This is a genomic window from Pedobacter sp. MC2016-05 (genome assembly GCF_026239735.1).
In the GTDB taxonomy this organism is placed as follows: Bacteria; Bacteroidota; Bacteroidia; order Sphingobacteriales; family Sphingobacteriaceae; genus Pedobacter.
Window position 1 is genome coordinate 330,730 of sequence record NZ_JAPIVT010000003.1, and the last position, 26,679, is coordinate 357,408.

Sequence of the window (26,679 nt, forward strand, 5' to 3'; positions counted from 1 at the left end):
TGTTTACCATGGGCTTATGCCTTTTTCATTTTCAATATCATTACTGTAAAACTGACCAGTTGGTGCATCTTCATCGGTAAGGGTATGTTTAACAATAAAACTTGCTGCGCTTTCTACTGTACCTGGCCCATTATGATGGTTAAAGTCGGTAGCAGTATATCCTGGGTCAATTACATTTACTTTGAAAGGCAGGTCCTTTAATTCGTAAGCCAATACAATTGTGTAGGCATTTAAAGCAGCTTTCGACGTGCCGTACGCAGCAGTTTTTACCGGATAGTATTTCCAAGTTGGGTCGCTATGAAGGGTTAATGATCCAAGACCGGATGTAATATTGCTGATCCTCGGACCATCCGATTTTTTAAGGAGTGCTAAAAATGCTTGTGTAACCTGAATCACACCAAAAAAATTGGTATCGAAAACATCTTTGATTTCCGAAATTGAAGTTTCTGTGGCTGTTTGTGGGCTTACACCAAGAATGCCGGCATTATTGATCAAGATATCCAATTTGCGCTGTTCATTTTCTATGAGATCTTTAGCCGCAATAATAGAATCTGTATCTAAAACATCTATCTCGATGGCCTTAATATTTTGAAAGCCGTTTTCCGCAAGTTCATTTGCTATTGCTTCTCCTTTTTGAAGGGAGCGACTTCCTAAATAAACGAATATTCCTTGTTGAGATAACTGTTTAACAGTTTCCAATCCTATGCTTCTATTCGCTCCTGTAATTAATGCTGATTTCATTTTTATCTTTTTTAATTTGATGATGTAAAACTGCAGGTTTTATTGATGAAATCATTTGCCATTTGGCAAAAAGTAGCTACCGTATATGTTTTCTTATCCTACTTAGTGATGATTGGGTTATGCCAAGGTAGGAAGCAATATAAGAAAGCGGTACGCGGTTAACTAAAGTTGGGTAAATTTCCATAAATTTTAAATAACGGGTTGTACCGTCTTCTGATACCAATGGACTTCTTCTCTCTACTTTTAGCATCAGCGCTCTTGCAATAATTTTATGTACGATGGTATCCCAGCCCACAATGGTTTGTAGAAGTTCTAACCAGTCTTTTCTTTCAAAAACCATCATTTTACAATCTGTTACTGCCTGTACGTAAGCGCTTGAACAAATCTGATTATCAAAACTCTCCAAATCTACAACCAGATTATTTTCTTCGATGAAGTATTTGGTTACTTCTTCGCCCTTATTGTTGTAATAGCAAACTCTTAAAATACCCTCGGTAATAAAACCTACTTGTCGGGAAATTTTGCCAGCTTCAGAAAAATAATCATCCTTTTTGATTTCGACCACCACCAATTTTGATGCTATAAAATCTATTTGTTGTTGGTTCAGGTTGCCAAATCTCAAGATAAAATCAAAAAGTTGTTTCATGTGTGCAAGATAGATAAATCATGGTTCACAAGAATTGCCATTTGACAAAAATGACTGCCAGATATGGTTATCTTTTTGTATAATGACATTCTTAAATCCCGAAAGGGAAATAATTGGCTAAGGAACAATGTTCAAACTAATCTTCAATAGCATCTATTCCCTTTTCCTTCAAAGCAGCCAACGCTGTTTTCATTGCCACAACCTGCTCTTTTGGATGGCTTTGCCAAGTGACAACCTCTCCAACCACTTTGAAGGGATGTTTAGAACGATAGGATTTGGTTGTATTTCCCTTGAATTTTTTATCGGTTAAATTTGGATCATCTTCAATAGGTCCAGTTGGTTCTACCAAATAAATCATTTCTTTTCCATCACCTAAAGCAAGCTCTGCCCCCAAACCGCTGCATTTAGCGTAGCGGATAGATAAATGAACCTGGCTTCTTTTTGCTGGCCGTAATTGGAATTTAACCCAACTTTTATGAGGTCGCCAAGTTTTAAATCGCCCTTGGTTCCATGAAAAAATGTTTGTATAAATTCAGTATTAATAGTTTCAGATTTGATTGTTTCCATATAGTGAATGGCTTAAGCTAATTAAAATTAAAAATTTTTAATCTATTTAGTTAGTTTAAAGTGCTGCCTTAAAACGCACAGCTAACAATTTGGTACCTGCTGATAAGAGGCCAGCCTTACTGCCGCTACTTATGGATGCACAAAGCCTTGTGTAAGTACTAGGTTTTAATTAAAAAGATTCCGTTGAGCTTTCAGAGTTTTCTAGATATTTTTAGCTTTGTGCCGAAATATTAGCACAGCTAAACAAGGAAGTGAAGATTAAAATAATCAGTCTGTCTACATTTATTCAAGTTGGATTAGACGTTAAATCTTAATACATTTTAATTTTTTGAAGTATAGGACCGTTCATTTCAGCAAATTTTTGATACTTGTCCGATAAATTCTGTGTATCAATTCCTTTCATTGTATCACTTATTTTTTCAGACCATATTTGCCGATGACGTATTTGTCAGTCATACGATAAGCACCGATATAATCGTAGGTGTTAGTGCAAACGATTAATGTGTCGTTTTCTACTTTATACGAACCTTCAATAATAATTCTCCCGTTTCTTGTTGCATACTTTGTAATTTCTATTTCACTTGATTTTAGCTTATCAAAAGTGATTTTGTATACTTCTAACGTATCACCCTTGGCTTGTCTTAAATTTTGACTCAGATACTGATAACCTAGATACACATTGAATTTTTTCTTTTTAATTGTAAAGTTTTCTTTCCATTTGTCGGTTTTAGAGATATCGGAAGTTCCAACTGTTCTTAATTCCAATTTTGGTTTTTTTTGTGAAAACGCATTTGTAAAAAATGTGGTAAATAATATAAGTGTAAATATTTTTTTCATTGGTTGATTGTTAATTACGGTCGGTTATAAGTGTCGGCCAGGATTTTTCGGCTTTGCGAGGGTGTAGTAATCCCTGTCGGCAGGCGGATAGGCAGCGAAGCCCAACTATTCAGCGTGCACCAGGAATTTCTGAAATTGAAAAATTTGTTAGCATTTGCATCTCCACACAAGATAGCAAAAAGATATTCCACACTTTCTGTTCCGATGAATTTATGAGTGCTTTCATTTTCGCTAATCAATGTTTAGGCAGGTTCGTTTAAATTCAGTTCCAATAAATCTATTTTTTCTTGGCCACTTTGTTCAATTTTGCCATCAGGCGGCCTGATGCGAATCCCTTTTTGTGCAATTGTGCTTTTTCAAAATTTCCGTTTTTATCAAGTTCATTTTTTTTGTGGGCTCGGTTTTTTTATTAGTACTCACTTTTCTCTTTTGCATAAATAAAAGCATAACTAGAATCTTTTTCACTGCTTTTAGTTATCCGTAAAAACTTATCATCAATGTTTATCACTGTAAGAGTATCGATTTTCAATGTTTTACTTTCTCTTAATATGATAGTGTTATTTTTACCTTTAGCAAATGTTCCCGTGCTTTCAATATTACTACGTAACGTCTCTTCAAAAATGTTATCATTTTTGAATGATATTCTCATTTTCGAATTATCATATTTTACACTTTCGTATAATTGTTCCCAATTATAACTGTAGTTAATGTGTGAGTATTTTACGAAACACCAAGTGCCTAATAAATTTTGGTTTAATCTGGCCTGCAACAACTCTTTAAATATATAATCAATGTCGTTTCCACATATATACATCTGTTTTTTTTAGAAAACAGAACATGATATGACACTAAATGTTAACAAAAGGAGTGAAGTAGTTTTAAATGTTTTTTTCATCTGTCTTATTTCGTTTCATTTTGTGCAAGTGTTGTTTTAGCATATCGCACAACGTTCCGGGGCTTGGCGATGTGGCGGGATTTCGAAGCACAAAGACTGGTTTTATTACTAACGTTCATTTGAAAAACTGCTGTTGAATTTTGCACTTCAGCCCGCCTGACGCAAAGCACCCATGTAAAAGCAGTAATCCTGTTCCATCCAAAAAAGGTGTAGTCTAACGTTAACTAGCTACCAAAACAATTGAAATATTGCAACACAAACTACTGCTTTACCGAAGTTATACATTGGTATCGACATCCACAAGAAAAGTTGGTCCGTCCACATCCGTAGCGATATCATCGACCACAAAAGTTTTACCGTTCCGGCAGACGCTGCTGTGGTTTACGATTACGTTGAGCGGAACTTTCCCAGCTACGAGGTTAGTTTAACCTACGAGGCCGGCTGCTGTGGCTTCAGTGGCGAGGTATTTTATGCAGATGGGCTGGGCTGTTAGGGTTGTTAACCCTGCCGATGTGCCCACCAATAACAACCGGTACTATCAGAAAACCGATGCGCTGGACTGCCGTAATCTGAGCCGACAACTATCATTGGGCTAACTAAAGGCCATCCATGTTCCAACCGGGGCGGAAGATGAACTCAAGAGCCTTTTGCGTCACCGTGCAGCCATTACCCGTCAGCTCCGTAGTGCAAAAGCGCACATCAAGAGCTTATTGCTTTATCATGGTATAAAAATTCCTGCGGAGCACGATAACCCTAACTGGACGAAGGCTTTTATAAACTGGCTGAAAGAGGTGAAATGGTGTTCAATTACAGGCAAACTTTGTCTGGAGAGCAAGTTGAGGGTCTACGAATTTATCCATACAGAATATCTTCAGCTGGCCAATGAACTTCGTGCCCACTGCAGGAAGCACCATAAAAAAGATTATTACCTGTTGAAGAGTATCCCTGGCATTGGTGGCTATCTTGCCGCTGCACTCTTGCCGAACTTGGGGATATTAGGCGTTTTGGTAACGAGGTGAGCTTTGCGAGTTACGTCGGTCTTGTGCCGATGATGCGCAACAGCGGAGGAACAGAAAATGTATTTGGTGTAACGCCCCGTTGCCGTGGGCTGTTGCGCAGTTACATTATAGAAGCTGCTTGGGTTGCCCTGCGTTTGGACCCACAGCTGCAGGCCTATTACCGGAGCCATATCGGCAAGAACCCCAAGAGTATTGTGGTTAAGATCGCCAGAAAATTACTGAACCGTATTTTATCGGTTATCAAAACAGAAAAGCCATATGAGATCAATTATCAAAAACCACGGGCCATGGCATAAAAAAGGAGATTTATAAAAGAAAGCGTAATTGTTAAAAGCTCATCAAAAAAGAGATCCAGACTACAAAACATGGGTTGTGAAGCGTCAGGCTGTCACACCGCAAAGCAGGTAGCTGTATTTAAATCAATAAAACCATAGGGGTGCTTGTGGTGTCCTAAAAATGGGCAGCCACACATAGGAGCCTGAGCTTAATGATTATGGAGGTGTTTGAGGAGCATTAATTTAGCCCCCAAATGTCCATTTATTGGAATATTTAAAAGGATTGATTAACTTGGTTCTAGGAAAACTGCTTTACATAGGAACCCTTGTTAGCGGTTCGGCTTTATTTGTTGAATAGTTTTTCAATTCCATAAACTTTATTTTTTGTCAATAAGTCAAGTATTTCATTTTGTAATTTAATTATTTCATTTATGGAATTGTTTTGGTTGATGAAATTGTCAAGTTTAATAAAACTGCTTTTTAATTTTTCTATTAAATTGTTGTCATTAAATTTTGTGTTCAATAATTTACTTTTAGCTTCTTGGAAAATTAATCGTCCCTCTTTTAATGTCATATGATTTGGTCCGCTTTCTTCATTTTCTTCAAAGTCATCAATTCCATCGTCTTCCCAAAAGCAAATGCCACAAATATCAAATGTATTTCTTTCGTCCAATGTCAAATAACCGCAAACTGGGCAAGAGTTTTTTAAAACTTCAGCGCTATTCACATCTGTTCTTTGTAAACCAATTTTTAAGTCAAAATTTTTCTGAAAAAAGTCTCGTCGTACTCTAATATTGTCAATATGTTCTTCCGATTCTTTCATTTTGGTGTCGTCTTTTAAGCTGACCGCTAACATTTATCTTCACGCACCTTAAGCGTTTGTAAACGTTTATAATCGGTTAAATTAATCGGGTTGAGTCTTACTTCCTACATTGGATTTTCATCAAAATTCACCATCCAATTAATGCCAAATTGATCAGTAAACATCCCAAAATAAGCACCCCAAAAAGTGTGGTTCATTGGCATGGTTATTTGGCCAACCGTAGATAGTCCTTCAAAAAGTTTATCGGCTTCCGCTTTGCTATCTGCATTTATAGATATAGAATAATTGTTGCCCTGTTTAAAGCTCGCTGCCCATTCGCCACCCGTATCGCTACCCATTAAACAAGTTTCTTTACTTATCGGAAGCATAACATGCATCACTTTGTTGCCATCCGCTTCGTTCATAGCGGGTTGTCCTTCTTGTTGGGGCATCTCGTTAAATTTGCCAATGTATGCAAAATCGCCCCCAAAAACGGAGCGGTAGAAATTGAAAGCATCTTCACAATTGCCATCAAAAGTGAGGTAAACATTTACTGTTGCCATAATCTGAATATTTGATTGGATTATTAAATTAAGAGCTTAAGATAACCACAGCTTTTCTTCGCGTTTTACCAACAAAAGTTTTTCTTCGCTCAGAAATAAAAAGCCATACTCATAACAAAAATGATAAGTATTGCCAGTTTGGGTTTGGTAAGTATGGGTATGGTATTCGAAATTAAAACCTGCCGATGCCAGTTTCTTTTTCATAGTTTTTACTTTGCCATTTGGATTAAGTGCGGCTAAAATGGTTCGATTTTTTTTTAAAATCAGGTTAATTTTTTTAATTACAACCGTATCATCACTTTTGGTGTGATTATTATAATTATTTCTGCAAGCATCGTCGCAAAATTTTTTATCGGCCCTACCTACAAGAGGTTTGCCACAATCTAAACAGGAGCGGTCCATAATAATTTGTTAAGTTTATTACGGGATGATGTTTTAAAAGTACTAATTAATTACCTTTTAAATAAATAAATAATCCATTTCGATTGATTTCTATTGACACTTATCCATTTTTAAGCGTTTATAACCGACTATAATTATTTAAAAACCGAATAAATTTTGAGCACCTTCTCACCTTTGTTCTGTCGGTAGTCGTGGTGACTATTGTTCGTTAAACATCAATACTTAAATTTTATTATTATGGAAAGTGCAATTACCAAAGTAGTATTAAGCGGATTTGCAGGAGCAGATGCAGACTTCAAAAATTTATCAGGAAATCAAAAACTAGCAAAAGTTAACTTAGCTGTTAATGAGTACTTCAAAAATTCCTCAGGTGAGGAAGTGAAGAAAACGCAATGGTTCAATCTTACTTTCTGGAATGCAAAAGCAGAATTGCCTTTAGCTCAAATAAAAAGGGACTAAGATTACCGTTGGAGGTAGGTTGCAAACGGGAAGTTATGAAGCAAAAGATGGTTCAAAAAGATTTACCACCGATGTCGTAGTAAGCGGTTTAATAGTACAAGAAATAGAAATAACCAATTAGCATACAAAGAACTGAAATGCTGAGCTTAGCAAATCGGCGTTTCAGTTTTAATTTGCTACTAAAGTTTTAAAGCGGTGCCGATATAGAAATTTATGCCAGCAGCCGGGTTGTAAAATCGGTTACCTACTGCGTTTAAATCATTTCCTAGACTATATTTTTCGTTAAACAGGTTATTTATTCCTACAAAAAGATCAGAATCCAGTTTGCCAATTTTTAATTTATTGATGCCGGTTTTTATTTCTACGAGGTTATATTTTTCTGCAAAAGCAGCATTGCTATCGTTAAGCGGTATGGCGGAAGTGTAGTTATGTTGAGCAAAAAGATAAATTCCCTTTTTGAACTCCATCAGCAAACTGCTCACCAATATATTAGCAAATACTCCAGTCAATCTATTGCCAGAAAAATTTAAATTTCCATTTTGAAAATCCCTAAATCTGAAATGGTTGTAAGTATAATTGCTTCTAAATTGAATGCCGCTAACCAATGAAATATCGCTTTTCCATACCCAAAGTGATGTTTCCAATTCAACGCCTTGTTGTTTGGTTCCTCCAGCGTTAATAAAGTATTCCATATCATTTGCGTTTAACCTTCTTACGATGGCATCCTGTAATTCGAAATGAAAAATATTTGCACTGGCATAAAAACGGTTGTTTTTGCTGTTAAAGCGCATACCAGCTTCATAATTCCAGCCTAGCTCGGCTTGGAGGTTATTATTTATATTAGTATCTGATGCCCGAACTTCGGCAATAGTAGGTGGCGAATAACCTTTACTAACGGATGCTCTTAACGAAACTGACTTACTTAATAAATAGGAGGCTGCAATTTTTGGCATTACCTGGTTACGGAATTTACGTTTTTGTAGTTCTACAGGAATTGGGAAAACGCTTTCGTACTCATAATTGAAGAAATTAACACTTGTAGCCAGCTCCACCAAAAGTTTTCTCTTAATGTCAAAATTTATCCTGGCAAAGGCAAAATCCTGGTTCGCTTTTAACCGGTCAAATGCTTGCAGATTTGAAGGCTCGCCTGCGCTATTGTCAAAATTTTTAATTTGTGTTTTAGTTCCTGCAGCTTCGGCACCAAGCTGTGCATTCCATTTAAGGTCGTTTTCCGATTCTGCATATTCAACGAAAGTTCTTAATCCTAATGTACTTTCATAACGTTTTTCATAGTTAGTTATAAATGGGTTTTTGAAATCGGTATAAGAGGTAAAAAGGGAAATGACATGTTTAAATTTTGATGCAATTTGATAGCTATTGGTGAGGCCAGCTAGCGTTGATTTATTAAATATACCTGCTTTTTGGGCAATCGCTCCGGGTAATGTGGCTGTTGCGGGTCTCGCCGATCTGGGGTTTTGCTCCAGCTGCTGAAAGGTAAGTCCGCCAGGAGTATTGTAATTTAAGTCGCTGTAAAATGCAAAAACTTTTAAGCTCCCCTTATTGTAATTTAATTGATGTGCCGTTTGAAAGTACTTCCGGCTCATGTCGCTATTTTCTCTATATCCATCGCTCCGTTGATAACCCTGGAAAATATTGAAACTGTATTTTTTGAATTTGTGCTGAATTTGCGCAGTTTGATGAAATAAGCCATAAGACCCGGCAGTAACTGTTGCTTTAGCCTTATTTGTATTTTCATCAGTTAAAGAAATTAATATTGCCCCACCTGTATTGGCACCAAAAATATTGGCTTCAGGCCCTTTGTAAATTTCAACTGATTGCAAAGCCAAAGGATCAATTGAATTTAAATAAGTATTTCCTCCTGCATCTGTGAGTGGAATTTCGTCTAGATAAATTTTGATGTTCCTGATCCCAAAAGGTGAACGCAATAGACTTCCGCGTAGCGATAAGCGATAACTGCCAGGCGATCTTTCTTCCATCCGTACACCGGTAACGGAATTGAATGCACTTACCAACGAAGAATGTTGCTGGTTCTTCAGTTGGTTGCTATCGAGTAAATTTACCGCTGAAACCGATCTTAACAAGGGCTGCTTATTGTAATAGCCTTTTACAACAACTTCTTCAAGTTTTTTAGCGGTATCAATTGGAATGTTTTGTGCGCCAACTTTTAAGCTAAAAACTACTAAAATTAAAAATGGAAACGATTTCAATACGTGATGATTTGGAATAAAAAGCAATTCGCAGATAAAGCCTAATGTAGAACTTTAATCTGCGAATTGAAGATCAATACTTAAATTACTTGGCTGCAACCTTCCAAACTACACCGCTCACATCATCAGCAACTAAAATTGCACCATCTGGTGTTTGGGTCACGCCAACTGGTCTGCCATAAACTTCTGCTTTTTCTACATCAGCGATAAAACCTGTTAAAAAATCTTCTGGTTTCCCTGTAGGTTTACCATCCTTAAACGGAACAAAAATTACCTTGTAGCCTGCTAAAGCCGAACGGTTCCACGAACCATGCTGACCAACAAATGCACCTCCCTGGTATTTTGAAGGGAATTTATCGCCCTTATAAAATGCCAAGCCAAGTGAAGCCGTATGTGAACCAACTGCCACATCTGGCACAATTGTTTTCTTTACCAATTCTGGCTTTTGCCCTTTCAACCGTGGGTCTTCATTTTGACCGAAGTAGGCATAAGGCCATCCGTAAAAACCACCTGGTTTTACGCTGGTAATATAATCAGGAACCAAATCGTCGCCCAAACCATCACGCTCGTTAACCGCAGTCCATAACATGTTGGTGCCAGGCGCCCAATCTACGCCAACAGGGTTGCGCAACCCGCTTGCGTAAATTTTTTCCCCTGTCCCATCAGGATTTATTTCTAAAATATTTGCTCTTTTTACCTCATTTTCCATGCCGTTTTCGCCGACGTTACTACCAGAACCTACAGTAATATAGATTTTGCTTTTGTCCGCATTGGTAATTAAATTTCTGGTCCAATGGTTATTATATCCGCCAGCAGGAAGACTCAAAATTTTCTTGCCGGTGCCCGTAATTTTGGTGTCACCAGTTTTATATGGATATTGCAAAAGACCATCGGTATTCGCGACATAGAACGAATTTCCAATGATGGTTACGCCGTAAGGTTGATTGAGACCTGTTAAGAAGGTGGTTTTCAACTCTGCAACACCATCTTTATCCGCATCGCGATACAATAGAATGGTATTGGCACTTTCGCCAGCAACTTCAGATTTTGCTTTGCCAGTAACCGCATTTGCCACTTTTTCTTTTGTGCTGCGTTCGGAGTTGCTCAAAACAATTAACACATCTCCATTAGGAGCAATATAAGTGTTCCGCGGACTTTTAATATTTGATGCGAATTTGCTTACCACAAATCCTTCGGGTGCTGTTGGCATTTTATTCTCTGGCCAACCTATCACTTTGCTAAATTTATTTTTAGCCGCTGTTGTATCTGGAGCTGGTAAATTTACCTGTTGATTTTCTGTGCTTACCGTAGTGGAGTCGCCCTGCTTTTCTGATGTTTTGTTAGATTGGCAGCCGAATAATATTGTGGCTGAAAATAAAGTAGTGTAGAGAATCTGTTTTTTCATAATCTGTATTTTTGAGAAAGGGATGTGTTTCACGCAAAATATAACAGAAAATTAAAGCAGATGTTTTGCGGTGCTGGTTTAGCGTATTGCCTCGATAAGCTATTTACTTATCAAGGCAACTGTACTGCATGTTTTATTGAAGATTTTAACTATTGCAAACTCTTATAGCAAATATCACTATCCCTTTAAAATCTTTGCTTTTTCACCATCAAATTCTTCTTGCGATAAAATTCCAGCATCCAACAATTCTTTCAAATCAAGCAAGGCTTGCTTTTTACTTGCCATATCATTTTTGGCCGGTTCAGCCGTTTCTTGTAAAGGTGTTTTAGTGGCTTGCGGAGAAATGTTTGATGGTCCAAATTTCAATAATAACTCGGTAATCTCGTTAAAGCCTTTAATGTTTGAATAATCGATCGCTTTTTGCTCCTTAACATTTACAATGGTAGGATCGGCAGCTTTTTCCAGAAGAAATTTTACCACATCTTTCTTGCCATTTGCAGACGCATAGTGCAAAGCAGTGTTGCCGCTTTCATCTTGAATATTTACATCGGCACCCTTCTCTAAAAGTAATTTCAACATATTTAAATGGCCACTCTTAGCGGCAACATGTAGCATACTTTCGCCACCATATTCATAAGAACCATTGAAAGAAAAACTCGCCAAGATTGAAATATTGTTGGCGGTTTCCACCCAGTCGAGGTAAGAATACATCGAATCATCATTGTTGGTTAATGGCTTTGCATAATTTACATTTACACCATTGTTTAAAAAGAGCTCAACAATTTCCTTTTGATTATTGGCACAGGCATACCAGATAGGAGAGAGGCCGTTTTTTGAGGAGACAAAAATATCAGCACCTTTATCGACCAAAATTTTAGTTAGCATTCTGTTCGAATCGTAACAGGCAATTAATAAAGCAGATTCGCCCTGGTGATTTACGTGGTTAATGTTGCCGCCATTCTCCAAAATCAATTCTACCATTGGCGTGTTTTTCGATTTTACTGCAAAAAGTAAAGGTGAGTTTCCTTCTTTATCGGTGGTGTTGATATTTGCGCCATGGTTTAAAAGCATTTGTACCACGTCTTTATTTCGCCAACTGGCAGCAATAAGTAAGGCAGTTTGCGCTTCGTTGTTTTCTTTATCAACCTCCAAACCTTTTTCTAATAATTTTTCCAAAACCTCTATTTGTCCGTTTTGAGCGGTAATGTGTAGCAGACTGTTTCCTTTATAATCGTTAATGTCGATTTTTGCGCCTTGATCTAAAAGATACAGCGCCGTTTGTTTCTGCTTTTGTAAGCAAGCGAAGTAAAATGGTGTTTCACCTGCGTGATCGGCATAATCCAAATCAGTTCCCTCATTTATCAAGATCTGCACTAAATCCAAATAGCCGCGGTGGGCTGCATAGTGCAGCGCAGTTCTGCCCTTTTCATCAGTATAACCAACTTCAACTTCTTTGTTTGCCAATAAAAGCTCGGCAATTTTGCGCTTACCGCTTTCGCAGGCAATTATAAATGACATCGACATAATTTTTTTCTATTAAGCTTGTTTCATTAAAAGTTCTACTGTTTTTATTTTGTAATTATCATTCGATGCAAGCATCATTGGCGTTTGGTCTTGATCATTACTGATACTTGCATCGGCACCATTTTCGAGCAAAAGTTTGACCTTTCGGTAGGTTTCTTTCGCTTTTTCATGATCGTCATTTACATCATAAGCGCAAACCTTATGCAATAAAGTATTGCCTTTTTCATCTTGAGCATTGATATCAACAATGCCTGCGTCTAAAATCGCATGAATAATTTCGACAGATTTTCCTGCAGCCATATCTAAAGCTGTTTTTTGCTCTCCATAACGGTTACATGCTTTTTGTAAATCTGCACCATCATTTATCAACTGCTTAATGATAGCCTGGTTGGTTTCCAAACTATCAAAATTAATTTCTGTGATATAATTGAACAACGCTGTTTGGCCGACACCGTTTATCTCATTTAAATTTGGCGATGCATATTCGCTAAGTTTTAAGTAAGCATTAAGGTCGTGATTCCAGATGATGGCGTAGTAAAATGCGTTGTTTCCCTCATTGTCAACATGGTTTGGGTCAGCGCCATTGGCTAAAAGTACGTCGATAAAAAATGGCTTTCGAAACCTTAGCGCAGAAATTAAGGCAGTTTCATTTTTGATGTTTGGCGCATCTACATTTAATCCCATTTGAGCCAATGGACTGATATAATGATGCATGCGTTGAATATATTCATCGCCACCCAGCCCATGTGGTGCATTCGCTTTCACCAATTGATGAATGATGTTTTCATCCTCATGATTCATGAAATTAATGTCGCAACCATAATTAACTAAGCTTTGGATACAGCTTAAAGTAGCACCACGAAGAAATGCGAAGCTGAGTAAAGTTTCACCTTTTATCTCATCGTTTATATTCGTAAAATCACTGATGAACGTGTCAAAAAAAGCATTTATTTCATCATCAATTTTCCTGTAATTGAACAAAACATCGAAGAAGCTATATTGGAAACTGTCGTATTCATAAATATCAGTTTCGATTATTTTATTTTTTACAAAAAGATGTAGGATGTCGAATTGCTTTTGTTCAATTAAAATCTCCATCAGCATAGCTTTCACCTGAATATTTAGATCAGCTGGCAATTTTTCACCGTTCGCAAGTGCTGCAATTGTGCTGGCAAAATCTCTGTTTCGTATCGATTCTTCTAACATTATTGAGCGTTTTTCATTAACAATTCTACTGTTTTTATTTTTAAATTATCATCAGAAGCCAACATTAAAGCGGTTTTATCCTCGTCATTTGTAGCCTTGATGTCAGCACCATTTTCAATTAATAGCTTTACTTTTCGATAAATTTCTTTTGCTTTTTCAGGTTCATAATTGACGTTTTGCGCACAAACTTTATGCAGTAAACTGTTCCCTTGATTATCATTTCTATTCATATCCACTTTACCAGTTTCTAGAACGGCTTCTAAAATTGCCGCAGGTTTTTCAGCAATTAAATCCAGTGGTGTGGTTTCGGTACCGTAATAAACGGAAGGCTGGTAAAGATCTGCCCCATCTTCCAACAATTTAATCAGGAATGTACATTCAGTATCCGAATTGTACATCATTCTTACATACTCAAATAATAAAGTGACTTGATTTTTATTTATCATCTCGAAATTCGGTAGTGTAAATTCTCGCATGATATCGTACATCTTCATGCTTTGCACATGTGCTACCGCATAAAAGAAAGCCGAATTTCCTGTTTTATCTAAAAGGTTTGGATTGGCTCCATTTTCTAGTAGAAATGAGAGAAATTTTATTTTGTTAGATTCAACTGCATTTATCAATGGCGTTTTTTCCACTATATTTTGTGCATCGACTTCTAAGCCTTCATTTATTAATAAATTGAGATAACTTATTTGGAGTTCATGTAGTTGCTCCTCATTTAAATCAAATCTTTTTTGGTTGTTTTTTACCACCTGGTGGATGTAGCTTTCTTCTGCATTGGTTTTGAAGTTTACATCGCAACCAGCATCAATTAAAATTTGGATCAGCTCAAGAGGCACTAGCTTTTCAAAAAAATAGCCCATTAAGGTTTGTGCAGAAACCTCGTCATTTAGGTTGTCGAATTTTGAGATAAAATCCTTGAAAAACTCCAAACCTTTTTCATCGGTTTTTAAATACCTTACTACGGTTTGAAAAATGCTTCCATCAAAATTTTCGAACTCATAAACATCTGTTTCGATGGTTTTATCCTTAATCAAATGAAAAATAATTTCGTATTGCTCACCACGGAAAAGATTATCTAATATTTGGGATTTCTGATGGGGTTGCAATGTTTTTGAAAGTTTTTCGCCAGCTAAAAGTTTAGCATATGCATCTGTGAAATTTGCTGAATTAAAAAGTTGTTCTAAAGTCTGCTCACTCATATTAGTTGTAGTAGTCAAGTTTTTGTATACATGTTTTCTAAATAATAAACGTAAATGAGTCGGAGATTGTTCATTACTCAACCAACGAATATTCATTTATCGCCAATTATTTAGGGTAAAATAATAAAAATATTTAGGGCTGATTTTTTGGAGGGAAGTACTGAAGTAAGTGTAGAAATTTTATTTTGACTCGTCAATTCTGATGTTCTCTGGTTTAAAATAGAAATTGTTTGTCTCCTTTTTTAATGTATTTTTCAAAAGGTAAACCATTGGTTTTGTCAGGTACCTCTACTACAACATATTTACCAGTATCTTTGTATTTAGAATAAACAATATCGAAGGATAGTATGATTTTGTTTGCTAAAGGAATATGCTTTCCATCATTACCGATAGAGAACGATTTTTTTTAATCATAATCTTCATAGTGCAGATTATTTTTCTTTTCTGAATCACCTGTTTTGCCAAGGTTGATTGAATTTTTCTTGTCATTTTTTACATTGATGAAAAGAAGGTGCTCGCCCTTTTCATCAACCAGTTCACCGTAAATTTCGTCGCCTCTTTGTCTCCAGTTTTGAGTACTTAGAAATCCTTCGATGGCTATCCTTTGTCCATCATGGTTGTTGTTGGCATACAGTGTTTCGTAAACACTTTTAGCATCTTTGTTAGGAAGCAATTTTCCTTTGCCCAGTTCTGCTTTGCATGAAATTAACAGGAGTAGAAGATAAAATAAGGAAGTTGTAAATCTCGTTTTCATCAATTTTAAATTAAGTTCATGGAGGTTTAACTTTTGTAATTACGCAACATTTTGCAGTAGACAAATTGAAAGTTAAAAACTAAAATCATTAACTAGATCATTTTAGAAAAAATAGTTGCCACAATCTTATCGATGCTATAAATAACATTACAATGTTCCTTAATTCATTCGATTATTTTATCTTTAGGCGATTTAAAAAAACTCGGTTTGCAATCTTAATCGAGGTAATATTTAACTTATTAAAGCAAAATCAATTTAAACATGTCAAATACATCAAAAATTATCTACACCAAAACCGACGAGGCGCCAATGTTGGCTACTTATTCACTTTTACCTATTGTACAAGCTTTTACCGCATCAGCAGGTATTGATGTAGAAACCAGAGATATTTCTTTAGCAGGAAGAATTTTGGCAAACTTTCCTGAGTATTTAAACGACGATCAAAAAATTGGAGATGCATTAGCTGAACTTGGTGGATTGGCAACAACCCCGGAGGCGAACATCATCAAATTACCTAATATATCTGCATCTATCCCGCAATTGGTAGATGCCATTACTGAATTGCAATCGCAAGGTTATGCATTACCGAACTATCCTGACAACGCACAAACTGAAGAAGAAAAAGCCATCAAAGCGAAATATTCAAAGGTTTTAGGTTCAGCAGTTAATCCCGTTTTACGTGAAGGAAATTCTGATCGGAGGGCACCAAAGGCAGTTAAGAATTATGCAAAACAAAATCCTCATTCAATGGGTAAGTGGTCTGCAGATTCGAAAACTAAAGTAGTAAGTATGACTGAAGGCGATTTTTACGGATCGGAAAAATCGACCACAGTTGCAGAAGCTGCTCAGTTTAAAATTGAATTCGTGGCCGAAGATGGTGCTGTAGCTGAATTAAAAGGTTTATCTCCATTAAAAGCAGGGGAGGTGATCGACTCATCAGCTTTGAGTTTATCAGCCCTTAAAGCTTTTGTTGCCAAAGAAATTAAAGAGGCAAAAGCTGCGGGTGTATTATTATCTGCACATTTAAAAGCTACAATGATGAAGGTTTCTGATCCGATTATTTTCGGTGCCATTGTTGAAGTTTATTTTGCTGATGTATTCACTAAGTATGCTGATCTTTTTAAAGCATTGAATGTTGATACCCGCAATGGTTTGGGCGATGTTTATGCAAAAATTGCAGGCAATCCGCAACAAGCAGAAGTTGAAGCTGCATTAGCCGCGGCAATTGAAAATGGTCCGGCTTTGGCCATGGTAAATTCTGATAAAGGAATTACAAATTTACATGTGCCAAGTGATGTGATTGTTGATGCTTCGATGCCGGCAATGATTCGTACTTCGGGACAAATGTGGAATAAAGAAGGTAAACCTGAAGATACGATTGCGGTAATTCCAGATCGCTCGTACGCTGGTGTTTATACTGCTACAATTGATGATTGTAAAGCAAACGGCGCTTTCGATGTAACCACAATGGGTTCGGTGCCAAATGTTGGTTTAATGGCTCAAAAGGCAGAGGAATATGGATCGCACGATAAAACGTTCCAGGCTGCCGCTAATGGAATAATTCGCGTTACTGATGCTGATGGAAAAGTTTTCTTTGATCAAAAAGTTTCAACCGGAGATATTTTCCGGATGTGCCAAACCAAAGATGCGCCCATTCAGGATTGGGTTAAATTAGCGGTTAACAGAGCTCGTTTATCTGAAACACCTGCTGTTTTCTGGTTAGATGAAAACAGGGCGCATGATAGAGAAATCATCGCTAAAGTGAATAAATATTTAAAAGATCACGATACCGAAGGTTTGGATATTCGCATTCTTGCGCCAATTGAGGCTACCAAGTTTACTTTAGAGCGTATTCGTAAAGGCGAAGATACTATCTCAGTTACTGGTAATGTTTTAAGGGATTATTTAACAGATCTATTCCCGATTTTGGAATTAGGAACTTCTGCTAAAATGTTATCTATCGTTCCTTTAATGAATGGTGGTGGTTTGTTTGAAACTGGTGCGGGTGGTTCTGCTCCGAAACATATCGAGCAGTTTATTCACGAAGGTTACCTGCGTTGGGATTCTTTAGGTGAGTTTTTGGCTTTACAAGCTTCATTAGAGCATTTATCGCAAACACAAAATAATAGCAAAGCACAGGTTTTAGCTGATGCTCTAGATGAAGCAAATGCGAAATTCTTAGCTACAGATAAATCGCCAGGTAGAAAATTGGGAACAATTGATAACCGTGGTTCTCACTTTTATTTAGCCTTGTATTGGGCAGACGCATTAGCCTCACAAACGAAGGATGCCGAGTTGCAGGCAAGATTTGCGCCTTTGGCAAAAGCATTAACTGAGAACGAAGCGAAGATTACAGAAGAGTTAATCAGCTCTCAAGGTAAAGCGCAGGAAATTGGTGGCTATTACCATCCAAATGATGATTTGACTAGTAAAGCAATGCGTCCAAGTCCTACATTAAATACTGCATTAGCATCGTTATAAAATAAGCTTTTAAACATTAAATCCCCAGCTGCACCTTTTTCAGCTGGGGATTTTTTTTATCATTTTTTGCTGTGAAATTTATCGATCTCCCACTTAGTTACATTGTTTAAAATGTAATTAGAAATGTTTTCGAAAGCCCGGTTATCGCGGATTATATTGTCGTAAAAGCGGGTTTGCCATCCAAATTCAATGCCCAGTCTGTTGCAATGTTTGGTAATAGCAGATTTATAGCCCCCGACGAGAGAAGATATGGAGTTTTTGCCCTGGTTTTGAAAGCGTGATTGTCCGGGAGATTTTGGGATATCAACGGTGGGATGGGGGTTGTATTGTGGCGCTAGAGACAAGGCATGCCTTGTTTGTACCTCGGAGCCGGGATGAGACGCACTATTCCCATCCAAAATCAAAATCCCATAAATATGATTAGGCATTACGATAAATTCTCCCAGTTCGATATTGATGTTATATTTCATGCCACAAAATATCGGCAATTACGCCCGCATTTGTTAGTATCATTTTCCCACTCTTCACCTGGCCAAAGAAATGATGAAGGTCCATTGTACAAATGGTTATAAAATATGCGCCATCATTGGCATAATTCCAAGTTTGCAATCTTGCAGAAGGACTTCTGTATTTGTTCAGGTACTTTTCGTTCATCGGAGCGTTAAATCATCCTATGAATATAAATAAAATCAGGAGCTAATTTGAAATGTAAAAGGATTTAAATAACAAAACAGGGCAACCATAATGATTGCCCTGTTAGAAATAATTTAGTTTCGCTAGTAAGCACCCAGATAAAAGCTGCCCGATTGATTCTTTAATTTGGCACCCTTAGTAACTGTTTTGGTTTTGTAATTGATTACATATAAATTTCCATCAACACCGTTTGGCGTCATTGGAACATACACATTATCGCCTGCAAGGCCGATATTTTGAAACTGACCGAAGGTACCAGTTAATGCTGTTCCGCCATTTTGAGCAGCAGTTAAACCTGAGTAACCCCCATCAGTTTGTTTTTCTGTAGTTAACCGGGTTGCAGTTTTAGCATTTAAATCGATCAATGCCAAGTATCCGCCCTGAACGCCAGTTTCAGTGAATAATACGATGCCAACACCATCTTTAATATATCTCCATGCACTGATAGCAACATTATTGCCTGTACCTAAAGCAGTCTTTAAATTGAAATTATAAGTATTATCATATTCGTTAGTAGAAGCATTGATCCGCAAAATCTGAGAACCAGAAGTTGCTGTAGCCTGATAAACGTTTCCATCGGTACCCACATATTGCGTCATGGTGCGATAAGAGTGGTTGTTTACTTTACTGATATTAGGGTCTACAAAGATCAATTTAGGGTTGGTTAACGATGGGTAATCAACAACCAAGGTTGCTGTACCCAATTCTCTTACGCCTGTTGACCAGGTTTGCGCAGTACCAGCAGTATTTACACCAGATTTCTTAGTTACATCTGTTCTCGACACATTACAACCAATAAAAATTTTAGTTTTCGCAGCATTTAAAACCGGCACATCGATTCGGCCAATTTGATAACCTGCTTTGGTTTGCTCAGCAGTAAAAGGTATAGTAAACTCTGTTTGACGGGTAATTTGCGGATCATTTAAGTTAAGCACTGCAATTTTAGCAGTACTTTTTACATCAACAAATTCAGCTCCTGCGCCGGTAGCCGGAGCGCCAGTAATCACAGATGATGCAAATACACCTATGCCAATGCCGTCGCCAGCCACTACCCAACGAGGAGACGATCCAAGAATTGGCTCAGTATTTACCTCTTCACGAGTGTCTACAAAGTTTTTATCGCCTTCTACTTTATATTTATTGAAGATACCACCATCTGTACCTGTATATTGAATGTTATATAAAAAGTTTCCGTTTGGAGAACTTTGTACCCGGGCAGTACGTTGAGACCTTAATCCGTATCCATTCGCAAATACATTTACTTTGAAGTTAGGGTCAATAGCTTGTGCAAGCGTAATAGCAAAAGCTCTTGTACCACCATTTCCAGCGGTACCTTCAGCATCTGGAAAAGCAGCAGTCAATGTTATAAATTTTCTATCCCAGATATCTGGTCCCGAAACACCAGTTTCTGGTGAATCTCCACCATCTTTTTTACAACCTGTTAAGGCACTGATGGCCAATACTGATCCGAATAAGGCGGTTTTTAGTAAATTAGTTTTCATGTTATACTTATTTAAAGTTATTTATAGTGTAATTCAATTTGAAATAAAATGCCCTTCCTGGTCGCTGCACGCCAAAATTGTCGTATACTTCAGCATTTAGCAGGTTTTTACAATCTAAGCTCGCAACCAGTTTCCCCGTAGGGAAACGATAACTTGCTCCTAAATCATGAGTAAATTGATTCGGGGTAGTAAACCATTCTGATTCAATCCAAATGGTACTAAAAGCGGCTACATATCCGGCATTGTAGTAAACGTTCATTACAGATTTCTTTTGAAACAGGTTATCGAAGCGATACTGAATATTCCCGTTCACTGTAAAGAAAGGTTCATTCGGAACCTGTTTGTTGTATAAGCTGTTTGGATTTCCGCGTTCATCAAGCTCGACTTTGTATAGTGAATTGAATTTTGAGAAATTTACCATAACATTTAATTTGTTGTCATAGATGTAATTAAACTCGGCCTCAAATCCAATAGATTGTGTTTTTGATAAGTTAACAAACTGAGTGACCTGGATGTCTTCTACCTGATTTTCACGTCCTTCAATTACAGGATCTACACGAGTTTGTTGAATAATTTTATCGTAACCATTTCTCCAGAAAGCATTTCCATACAACGAGAATTTATGCTGGTTTGAGGTGTTGAAGTTGTATCGTCCACCCAAATTGGAGTTAATGGCCAGTTCTGGCAAAATATTTGGGTTAGCTAGCAAGTTGTTTTCTGGTTCACCATATATATGTCTATCAGTAGGCATGATAAATGATTTCTCTGCGGATAGAATCAAGAATCCGTTGCGAATTGCTTCATAAGAAACCGTACCGCCGAAGCCTTTATTATCTCTGGTAGTGCTGCTGTTTTGATAATTTAGTACACCATTTAATTCGCTTATTGGTCTTTGCTGGTCAGTTTTGTAGATGGCATACTTTCCAAAAATGTTGGTTTCTAATTTCCCACGAAGAAGTTCGGCCTCATAATTCATGGCAAAAATATTCGTAGTTAATCCGTTAAGTGTAATCCACTTACTGCGTTCTGGAATCAGCAGATCCTGGTCGTTCCGGTCAGATCGCTCGAATTTATGATTTAATGAGACACGGTGGCCAGACACGATGGTGTAAGCTAAATTCGAGCGTATGTTGGAAATTTTACGTTCGATATTACTCATTACCGCCACACCTTGCTGCCCCATGCCTGGGCTATATCCATAGGTTTCTGGCGGACCTTCGGAATTCTTAACCAGCAGCGTTCCATCCCAGTTATATTTTAAACTTACCGTATCTTCCAGATAAGTGCTTCTTCTGCTGTGAACTGCATTAACAGTAAGTGCTAAACCATGCAACAAAAAGTTATTCTTATTATAATTCAAGCTTAAAACATGCGCTTGATACTCGTTAAATCTGCCGAAGTAGGGCTTAGTCATCGTTATCCCATGTGGAATTTGTTTATATGAATCTGAAATGTTGTAGCCGATAAAAAATTGATCTGCCCATTTTACATTGGTGAAACCCGCTTCAAATCGGCCACCAATGGTTTCAAATTCATCATTAGGACGTTTGGTGCGATAGTTTCTAACAATTCTTCCGCCAGGCAAAGTATATTTTGAAAACTTTCCCCACATTTCATAATTATTGTCCGAATGACTATAAAATCCTGATGCTCTTGCTGTAAAGCCATTTTTCTGATTGCGGTATAATGCACTTACATCTGCTCTGTAGGTATTAAATGATCCATAAGAAACTGCCGCAGTTATGTTATTTGCTGAGGCATCTTTTTTCATGATCACGTTGATGGCGCCGCCGATGTAATTTCCACTTAAATGCGATGGAAGTACGCCTTTGTAAACCTCAATGCGTTCAATCATCGATGGAGGAATGTTATTCAGATTAAAGGAAGAGCCGTAGGTTGATATCTCAATTCCATCTAAGAACAAACCAATGGTACTGCCCGACATACCATTCAAATTATATTCAATCGGCGATCCTTCGCCACCATTCTGACGAACTCTGACACCAACTGCCCGGTCTAGAAGTTCATTTGTGGTGAGGTTTCTTAATGAAGCTTCTTTGGTTTCGATAATCGACATTGCAAAACCGCTGGTTTCCATTTTGCGTTTTTCGGTTTTGCCAGCTATACTCACCTCCTGCAAATCGCGATTAACATTTTCCTTCACTTTGGTATTGAATACAATGCTTGGTGAATCGATGTTTATATTTTGCGTTTTCTTTTCAGATACTATTGAACTGATTAACAGCGTGTAACTACCATATTTAACGTCTTTAAATTCATACCTTCCTTTGTCATCAGTCATTGTGCTTCTATTAAGCTCTTTGATAATAACTGTTGCACCATCCATCGGCTGTCCGCTATTATTAGTGATTTTCCCGGAAAGAGTGGCTGTTTGAGCGATAGCAACTATAGAAAAGCAAAGAAAGAATAGGGATAGCAGCGATATTTTCATCGATCATGTAACTTTTTTAAATTCTTCTTTAGAATAGGTCTTAATAAGAATAACTTTGCGCAAAGATAAAATCTGAATATGACGCAATCAGAAGAAATTGTAACGCAAAAAGGAGAATCTCGACAAGCGGTGGAGAACGTATTCTTGTACAATCAAAATATGGAAGTGAATTACAGCACTTCAACTAATGATAGGAATAAAATAGAAATCAGGTTGAACCATCCAGATGAGTTGGAAAAGGAAACCTATCAAATGATATTTGTGCTGAAGGGAAATATAAAGGTTACTAAATCTGGGTCTAACCATGAGTTTGTCGAAATAGAAAGTCAACAACATAATCTCTGTCGATTGCCTTTTAAATCTACGAGAATACTGGTTGATACTTCCGATGATGTGTTGTTCATCAACCTAAGTAAGTCTTTTTTAAAACGATTTCTACCTCATGACCACCCAGCCTTTAAGCTGCTGTTGAATGAAGATTTGGATAGTCAAATGGTATTATCAACCATTAATATGCCTATTACGCCAGAAATCAGTGCGATTTTGCAGAAGTTAGGCAATTCAGATCAATCCACATTTTCAGATCAGTTACTGCTTGAATCCAAAGCGATCGAGCTTTTTGCTCTATAAATCTCACAGTTTGAACAGCTACAGAATAGCGCCGCGCCGACAAAGCTTAAAAAGATAGAGGTGGAGAGGATGCACGAAGTGCGGGAAATTTTAATTCAACAATCTGGAGATCAGCTTTCGCTAAGAGCGCTTGCGCACTTAGTGGGCACAAATGAATTTAATTTAAAAAGAGATTTTAAAGCCTTGTTTGGAAAAACTGTCTTCGCCTATCTTAATCAGCATAAAATGGAAAAGGCCAAAAATATGTTGATTGAAGAAGATACTACAGTTTCAGAAATCTCTAAAAGAATGGGTTACAAACATGCCACTCATTTTACAAGTGCGTTTAAGAAATATTTTGGCTACTTACCGAATAAGATTAAAACCGGTAAATTATCACTATTAATTTTCTTTGAAGATTTTATTGCACTATTGGAAAACCTAAGTCTTTTAACGATTTAGATTTCAAATTATAAAACCCTGTTTTGCAAACCATCTCTTTGCATCTTTGTTGTATATTTATAAAACAATAGGAGACAACAGCCATGGAAAATAACGAAAATAAAGGCTCACAAGATAAGATACATAGCACAACGGAAAACGCTGAAATCAACAAAGAGAATTTAGCCTACGATGAGGTTAAAGGCAGTTACGAACTAGATGTTAATGGAACCGACAAAGATTATGATCACCCGATGGGCTATGAAACTGTGGCAGCAGGAGCGAAGGATGACGATTCTACCTATGACGAGGCGAACCCTTATATTGGTGATGAATATGCTAGTAATGAGGATATTGCCGAGGACAATTTAGAAGAGCTCGGCATGCATGTGGATAATGGAGAAAGCGTAAGACTGAATGCAGAGGATGAAATTTTAGCCCGTACACCAGAAGATAGCCGTGATGATTTGGACGAAGAAGGTTATCCCATCAACGATACGCCGCTAAAATAGCTTAACATAAAAATGGTTGATTGACTTAACAGTCATAATCAGAAAAGCAGGATACATATAATGAATCCTGCTTTTTTTATGCGGTTTGTGAATGGGGTTGATCAATTAATATCTGGATATTTTTTTTCCAAATATCTCGATGATTTACTACGAATTTCTCTTCCGCTCCGTCTTTTAAAATAATCTTCAAACCGTTTGGAATCAAGCCTAAAGTATTATAAGAAATAATATCCTGAATATCATTAATATTGATGGCGAAGGTATGGTTTTGTATATTGAATTGGTGTGATTTAAATTCTAAATGATTACTCAAAAGGTACAACTTGCCGCCAACGGCTTCCGCATTTTTGAAATGATTTGCCCCGCCAGAATAAATAATATCGTTGGCTACCACACCTTCAATTATTGTTTGTTCTTTTACTTTTTTAGAGTTAATAAATAGGTACATCAGCAAACCCCAAAGTGCACCTGTAATGGGGCCAGCAATTAGCGCATACCAAATGCCATTTGTAAATGCTATGAAAATGCCAAATAGCAAGGCAAAACCGATGGAGGCATAAACTAGACTTTTTATAGTAGCTTTTTTTTCAGCGATGATCATATTATGGATTAATATCTAAATTAAATCTTTTGCGCAATTCGTCGAGTTTTGGATTTTTGTTCACCAAATAATCATATTTTTCACGATTGCCATACAGTCTGTTTTCAATTTTTCGCTCCACTTGTTTAAAAGTGATATCAACAGCGAAATTTTGAAGTTCATTCCTCAGGTAGTTCATTAATTCTACTGACTCCTGAACAATTAACTGTTCTTGTGTTTTGCTTTCTACAGAGATTTCAATCAGCGTTGGATTGACAAGGGTAGGAGCAAAATTATTGAGAATTGTAAACAAATTAATTTTATCAGCTTTCTTAAGTATCTGAATGTAGCTGTTCCAAACTTCTAATAGTCTATCGTAGCTAAACTGTTGCCTGGCTTCACCGGTTACAGTTTTTGGCGTTCCATCATCTTCTCCTGTAGCAAGTCTTTCCAAATCATTTAATGAGGGAATTAATGTTCCAACATTTTTTTTCGGGATATTAATGCTAATGGAAGTAGCGGATGGAATGTTGGGTTTAGGAGATTCTTTCGGTTTTTCGTTTAATGAAATACTTACAGGAATTTCAGCTTGAGGCTTATCGGAAACAATTGACGAAGGATTTTCAGCCTCCACTTTCAACTTTGAACTTTCAACTTCAGGAGCCTTTTCGGCTACGACATCAGTTTTTTTTTTATCCTGATCTCCGTCAGTTGCTGTGTTACTTGTGTTTAAAGGTTGCTGTGCTAAATGAACTACTGATCGAATATGGCACATTTTAATCAATGCCAGTTCCACCTGTAAACGCTGATTTTTGGAGTTTTTATAATTTAAATCGCAGGTATTAGCCAGGTTTAATGCAGTTAACAAAAATGAAAGCTCGGTTTGCCTGCATTGATCTAAATACTTTTGTTTGATGTTCTCACTAACCTCCAAAAGTTTGATCGTTGCTGCATCTTTACCTACCAGCAAATTACGGAAGTGTGTAGCTAAACCATTAATAAAGTTGTTTCCATCAAACCCATTATTCAGAATTTCATCAAACAATAATAATGTTTCACTTACTTCTGCTGCGGTTAGGTGCGAGGTAAGCTTAAAGAAATAATCGTAATCTAATATGTTTAAATTATCAATTACAGCCTTATAAGTGATGTTTTTGTTTGCATAACTTGCAATCTGATCAAACATCGATAGAGCATCACGTAAACCTCCATCTGCTTTTTGAGCGATAATGTGTAAGCCATCAGTTTCAAAAGCGATGTTTTCACGTTGTGCAATTGCAGCCAAATGGCTCGAAATATCTTCAACCTGAATGCGGTTGAAATCAAAAATTTGACAACGTGATAAAATCGTTGGCAGAATTTTATGTTTTTCTGTAGTAGCTAAAATGAAAATAGCATAAGATGGTGGTTCTTCCAATGTTTTCAAAAATGCATTGAATGCACTTTGAGATAACATGTGAACCTCATCAATAATATAAATTTTGTATTTGCCAGCTTGTGGCGGTATGCGAACCTGCTCAATTAAGCTTCGGATATCATCAACCGAGTTGTTTGATGCCGCATCCAATTCGTGAACATTAAAAGAGTGTCCGTTTTGGAAAGAAAGGCAATTGTCGCAAGTTCCGCAAGCTTCCATATCTGCTGTAGGATTGGTGCAGTTAATGGTTTTCGCCAAAATCCTGGCGCAGGTAGTTTTACCAACGCCCCGTGGACCGCAAAAAAGAAAAGCTTGGGCCAGCTGATTGTTTTTGATGGCATTTTTTAGCGTGCCAGTAATATGCTGCTGCCCAACAACGGTTTCAAACGTGGCCGGACGGTATTTACGGGCAGAAACAATAAAATTTTCCATCGGCACGAAAATAGGAAAAATTTAGATGGAGT

General features: G+C 37.2%; 28 protein-coding genes and 1 pseudogene. 8 read left to right on the plus strand and 21 right to left on the minus strand.

Translation table 11 applies throughout. From position 1 onward, the window contains the following. Positions 1–3: 3 nt before the first annotated feature. From OQZ33_RS06585 to OQZ33_RS06615, 6 genes and pseudogenes are all read right to left on the minus strand, one after another. Positions 4–741, minus strand: a complete 738-nt coding sequence (locus OQZ33_RS06585; protein WP_265798256.1) for an SDR family oxidoreductase — start codon at positions 739–741, stop codon at positions 4–6. Positions 742–817: 76 nt separating this feature from the next. Continuing rightward, positions 818–1,387: a Crp/Fnr family transcriptional regulator gene (locus tag OQZ33_RS06590; protein ID WP_265798257.1), complete on the minus strand. Its 570-nt coding sequence runs from the start codon at positions 1,385–1,387 to the stop codon at positions 818–820. A gap of 136 nt (positions 1,388–1,523) precedes the next feature. After that, positions 1,524–1,954, minus strand: a pseudogene (gene arr / locus OQZ33_RS24465) (NAD(+)--rifampin ADP-ribosyltransferase). Positions 1,955–2,365: 411 nt separating this feature from the next. Then, positions 2,366–2,791, minus strand: coding sequence for a hypothetical protein (locus OQZ33_RS06605; protein ID WP_265798260.1), 426 nt, complete (start codon positions 2,789–2,791; stop codon positions 2,366–2,368). A 14-nt stretch (positions 2,792–2,805) separates the two neighbouring features. Then, a complete protein-coding gene (locus OQZ33_RS06610) occupies positions 2,806–3,030 on the minus strand; it encodes a hypothetical protein (RefSeq protein WP_265798261.1) in 225 nt (74 codons plus the stop codon). Between the two features lie 170 nt (positions 3,031–3,200). Continuing rightward, entirely contained in the window at positions 3,201–3,440 is a 240-nt protein-coding gene (locus OQZ33_RS06615) for a hypothetical protein (RefSeq protein WP_265798262.1), read from the minus strand. 893 nt (positions 3,441–4,333) lie between these two features. Here OQZ33_RS06615 and OQZ33_RS06620 point away from each other — a divergent pair. Together OQZ33_RS06620 and OQZ33_RS06625 are read left to right on the plus strand one after the other, a co-directional pair. Next, positions 4,334–4,705: a hypothetical protein gene (locus tag OQZ33_RS06620; RefSeq protein WP_265798263.1), complete on the plus strand. Its 372-nt coding sequence runs from the start codon at positions 4,334–4,336 to the stop codon at positions 4,703–4,705. After that, positions 4,702–5,001 carry a transposase gene (locus tag OQZ33_RS06625; RefSeq protein WP_265798264.1) on the plus strand — a complete coding sequence of 100 codons (300 nt, stop codon included), beginning with the start codon at positions 4,702–4,704 and terminating at the stop codon, positions 4,999–5,001. Before OQZ33_RS06620 ends, OQZ33_RS06625 begins: the two co-directional genes overlap by 4 nt. A gap of 322 nt (positions 5,002–5,323) precedes the next feature. Here OQZ33_RS06625 and OQZ33_RS06630 read toward each other — a convergent pair whose 3' ends face one another. The 3 genes from OQZ33_RS06630 to OQZ33_RS06640 form a co-directional block, all read right to left on the minus strand. Further along, on the minus strand, positions 5,324–5,803 hold the full coding sequence (locus tag OQZ33_RS06630) for a CPCC family cysteine-rich protein (protein WP_265798265.1): 480 nt from the start codon (positions 5,801–5,803) through the stop codon (positions 5,324–5,326). Between the two features lie 104 nt (positions 5,804–5,907). Beyond that, positions 5,908–6,345, minus strand: a complete 438-nt coding sequence (locus tag OQZ33_RS06635) for a VOC family protein (protein WP_265798266.1) — start codon at positions 6,343–6,345, stop codon at positions 5,908–5,910. Between the two features lie 36 nt (positions 6,346–6,381). Beyond that, entirely contained in the window at positions 6,382–6,747 is a 366-nt protein-coding gene (locus OQZ33_RS06640) for a hypothetical protein (protein ID WP_265798267.1), read from the minus strand. Between the two features lie 237 nt (positions 6,748–6,984). Between OQZ33_RS06640 and OQZ33_RS06645 the strand changes: the two genes are divergently transcribed. Together OQZ33_RS06645 and OQZ33_RS24470 are read left to right on the plus strand one after the other, a co-directional pair. Next, positions 6,985–7,206: a single-stranded DNA-binding protein gene (locus tag OQZ33_RS06645; protein WP_265798268.1), complete on the plus strand. Its 222-nt coding sequence runs from the start codon at positions 6,985–6,987 to the stop codon at positions 7,204–7,206. Positions 7,207–7,225: 19 nt separating this feature from the next. Beyond that, positions 7,226–7,327, plus strand: coding sequence for a hypothetical protein (locus OQZ33_RS24470; protein WP_265798269.1), 102 nt, complete (start codon positions 7,226–7,228; stop codon positions 7,325–7,327). Between the two features lie 58 nt (positions 7,328–7,385). Here the strand turns inward: OQZ33_RS24470 and OQZ33_RS06655 are convergent, their stop codons facing one another. From OQZ33_RS06655 to OQZ33_RS06680, 6 genes are all read right to left on the minus strand, one after another. Continuing rightward, positions 7,386–9,434 (minus strand): TonB-dependent receptor, encoded by a 2,049-nt coding sequence (locus tag OQZ33_RS06655; RefSeq protein ID WP_265798270.1) that lies wholly within the window; start codon positions 9,432–9,434, stop codon positions 7,386–7,388. 85 nt (positions 9,435–9,519) lie between these two features. Next, positions 9,520–10,839, minus strand: coding sequence for a PQQ-dependent sugar dehydrogenase (locus OQZ33_RS06660; RefSeq protein ID WP_265798271.1), 1,320 nt, complete (start codon positions 10,837–10,839; stop codon positions 9,520–9,522). 177 nt (positions 10,840–11,016) lie between these two features. Beyond that, a complete protein-coding gene (locus tag OQZ33_RS06665; RefSeq protein ID WP_265798272.1) occupies positions 11,017–12,357 on the minus strand; it encodes an ankyrin repeat domain-containing protein in 1,341 nt (446 codons plus the stop codon). Positions 12,358–12,375: 18 nt separating this feature from the next. After that, the gene (locus OQZ33_RS06670; RefSeq protein ID WP_265798273.1) at positions 12,376–13,569 is read right to left on the minus strand and encodes an ankyrin repeat domain-containing protein; all 1,194 of its coding nucleotides are present in this window, start codon (positions 13,567–13,569) and stop codon (positions 12,376–12,378) included. Beyond that, complete coding sequence (locus tag OQZ33_RS06675; RefSeq protein ID WP_265798274.1) at positions 13,569–14,870, minus strand: ankyrin repeat domain-containing protein; 1,302 nt, start codon at positions 14,868–14,870, stop codon at positions 13,569–13,571. Before OQZ33_RS06675 ends, OQZ33_RS06670 begins: the two co-directional genes overlap by 1 nt. Before the next feature lie 310 nt (positions 14,871–15,180). Next, the gene (locus OQZ33_RS06680; RefSeq protein WP_265798275.1) at positions 15,181–15,528 is read right to left on the minus strand and encodes a hypothetical protein; all 348 of its coding nucleotides are present in this window, start codon (positions 15,526–15,528) and stop codon (positions 15,181–15,183) included. A 261-nt stretch (positions 15,529–15,789) separates the two neighbouring features. Here OQZ33_RS06680 and OQZ33_RS06685 point away from each other — a divergent pair, with 261 nt between their 5' ends. Beyond that, positions 15,790–18,009, plus strand: a complete 2,220-nt coding sequence (locus tag OQZ33_RS06685) for an NADP-dependent isocitrate dehydrogenase (protein WP_265798276.1) — start codon at positions 15,790–15,792, stop codon at positions 18,007–18,009. A gap of 59 nt (positions 18,010–18,068) precedes the next feature. Here the strand turns inward: OQZ33_RS06685 and OQZ33_RS06690 are convergent, their stop codons facing one another. From OQZ33_RS06690 to OQZ33_RS06705, 4 genes are all read right to left on the minus strand, one after another. Further along, positions 18,069–18,479 (minus strand): transposase, encoded by a 411-nt coding sequence (locus OQZ33_RS06690; protein WP_265798278.1) that lies wholly within the window; start codon positions 18,477–18,479, stop codon positions 18,069–18,071. Beyond that, positions 18,469–18,663, minus strand: a complete 195-nt coding sequence (locus OQZ33_RS06695) for a hypothetical protein (RefSeq protein WP_265798279.1) — start codon at positions 18,661–18,663, stop codon at positions 18,469–18,471. The genes OQZ33_RS06690 and OQZ33_RS06695 overlap by 11 nt, the downstream gene beginning before the upstream one ends. A 122-nt stretch (positions 18,664–18,785) precedes the next feature. Beyond that, complete coding sequence (locus OQZ33_RS06700) at positions 18,786–20,204, minus strand: hypothetical protein (RefSeq protein ID WP_265798280.1); 1,419 nt, start codon at positions 20,202–20,204, stop codon at positions 18,786–18,788. Positions 20,205–20,211: 7 nt separating this feature from the next. Then, positions 20,212–22,656: a TonB-dependent receptor gene (locus tag OQZ33_RS06705; protein WP_265798281.1), complete on the minus strand. Its 2,445-nt coding sequence runs from the start codon at positions 22,654–22,656 to the stop codon at positions 20,212–20,214. Between the two features lie 78 nt (positions 22,657–22,734). Between OQZ33_RS06705 and OQZ33_RS06710 the strand changes: the two genes are divergently transcribed. The 3 genes from OQZ33_RS06710 to OQZ33_RS06720 all read left to right on the plus strand — a co-directional run bounded on the left by OQZ33_RS06710 (position 22,735) and on the right by OQZ33_RS06720 (position 24,218). Then, on the plus strand, positions 22,735–23,286 hold the full coding sequence (locus OQZ33_RS06710; RefSeq protein ID WP_265798282.1) for a hypothetical protein: 552 nt from the start codon (positions 22,735–22,737) through the stop codon (positions 23,284–23,286). A gap of 69 nt (positions 23,287–23,355) precedes the next feature. Then, entirely contained in the window at positions 23,356–23,727 is a 372-nt protein-coding gene (locus OQZ33_RS06715; RefSeq protein WP_265798393.1) for a helix-turn-helix transcriptional regulator, read from the plus strand. A gap of 83 nt (positions 23,728–23,810) precedes the next feature. Continuing rightward, positions 23,811–24,218 carry a hypothetical protein gene (locus OQZ33_RS06720; RefSeq protein ID WP_056851759.1) on the plus strand — a complete coding sequence of 136 codons (408 nt, stop codon included), beginning with the start codon at positions 23,811–23,813 and terminating at the stop codon, positions 24,216–24,218. 76 nt (positions 24,219–24,294) lie between these two features. Here the strand turns inward: OQZ33_RS06720 and OQZ33_RS06725 are convergent, their stop codons facing one another. Next, positions 24,295–24,819 carry a hypothetical protein gene (locus OQZ33_RS06725; RefSeq protein ID WP_265798283.1) on the minus strand — a complete coding sequence of 175 codons (525 nt, stop codon included), beginning with the start codon at positions 24,817–24,819 and terminating at the stop codon, positions 24,295–24,297. Position 24,820: 1 nt separating this feature from the next. After that, the gene (locus tag OQZ33_RS06730) at positions 24,821–26,647 is read right to left on the minus strand and encodes a DNA polymerase III subunit gamma/tau (RefSeq protein WP_265798284.1); all 1,827 of its coding nucleotides are present in this window, start codon (positions 26,645–26,647) and stop codon (positions 24,821–24,823) included. Positions 26,648–26,679: the final 32 nt, after the last annotated feature.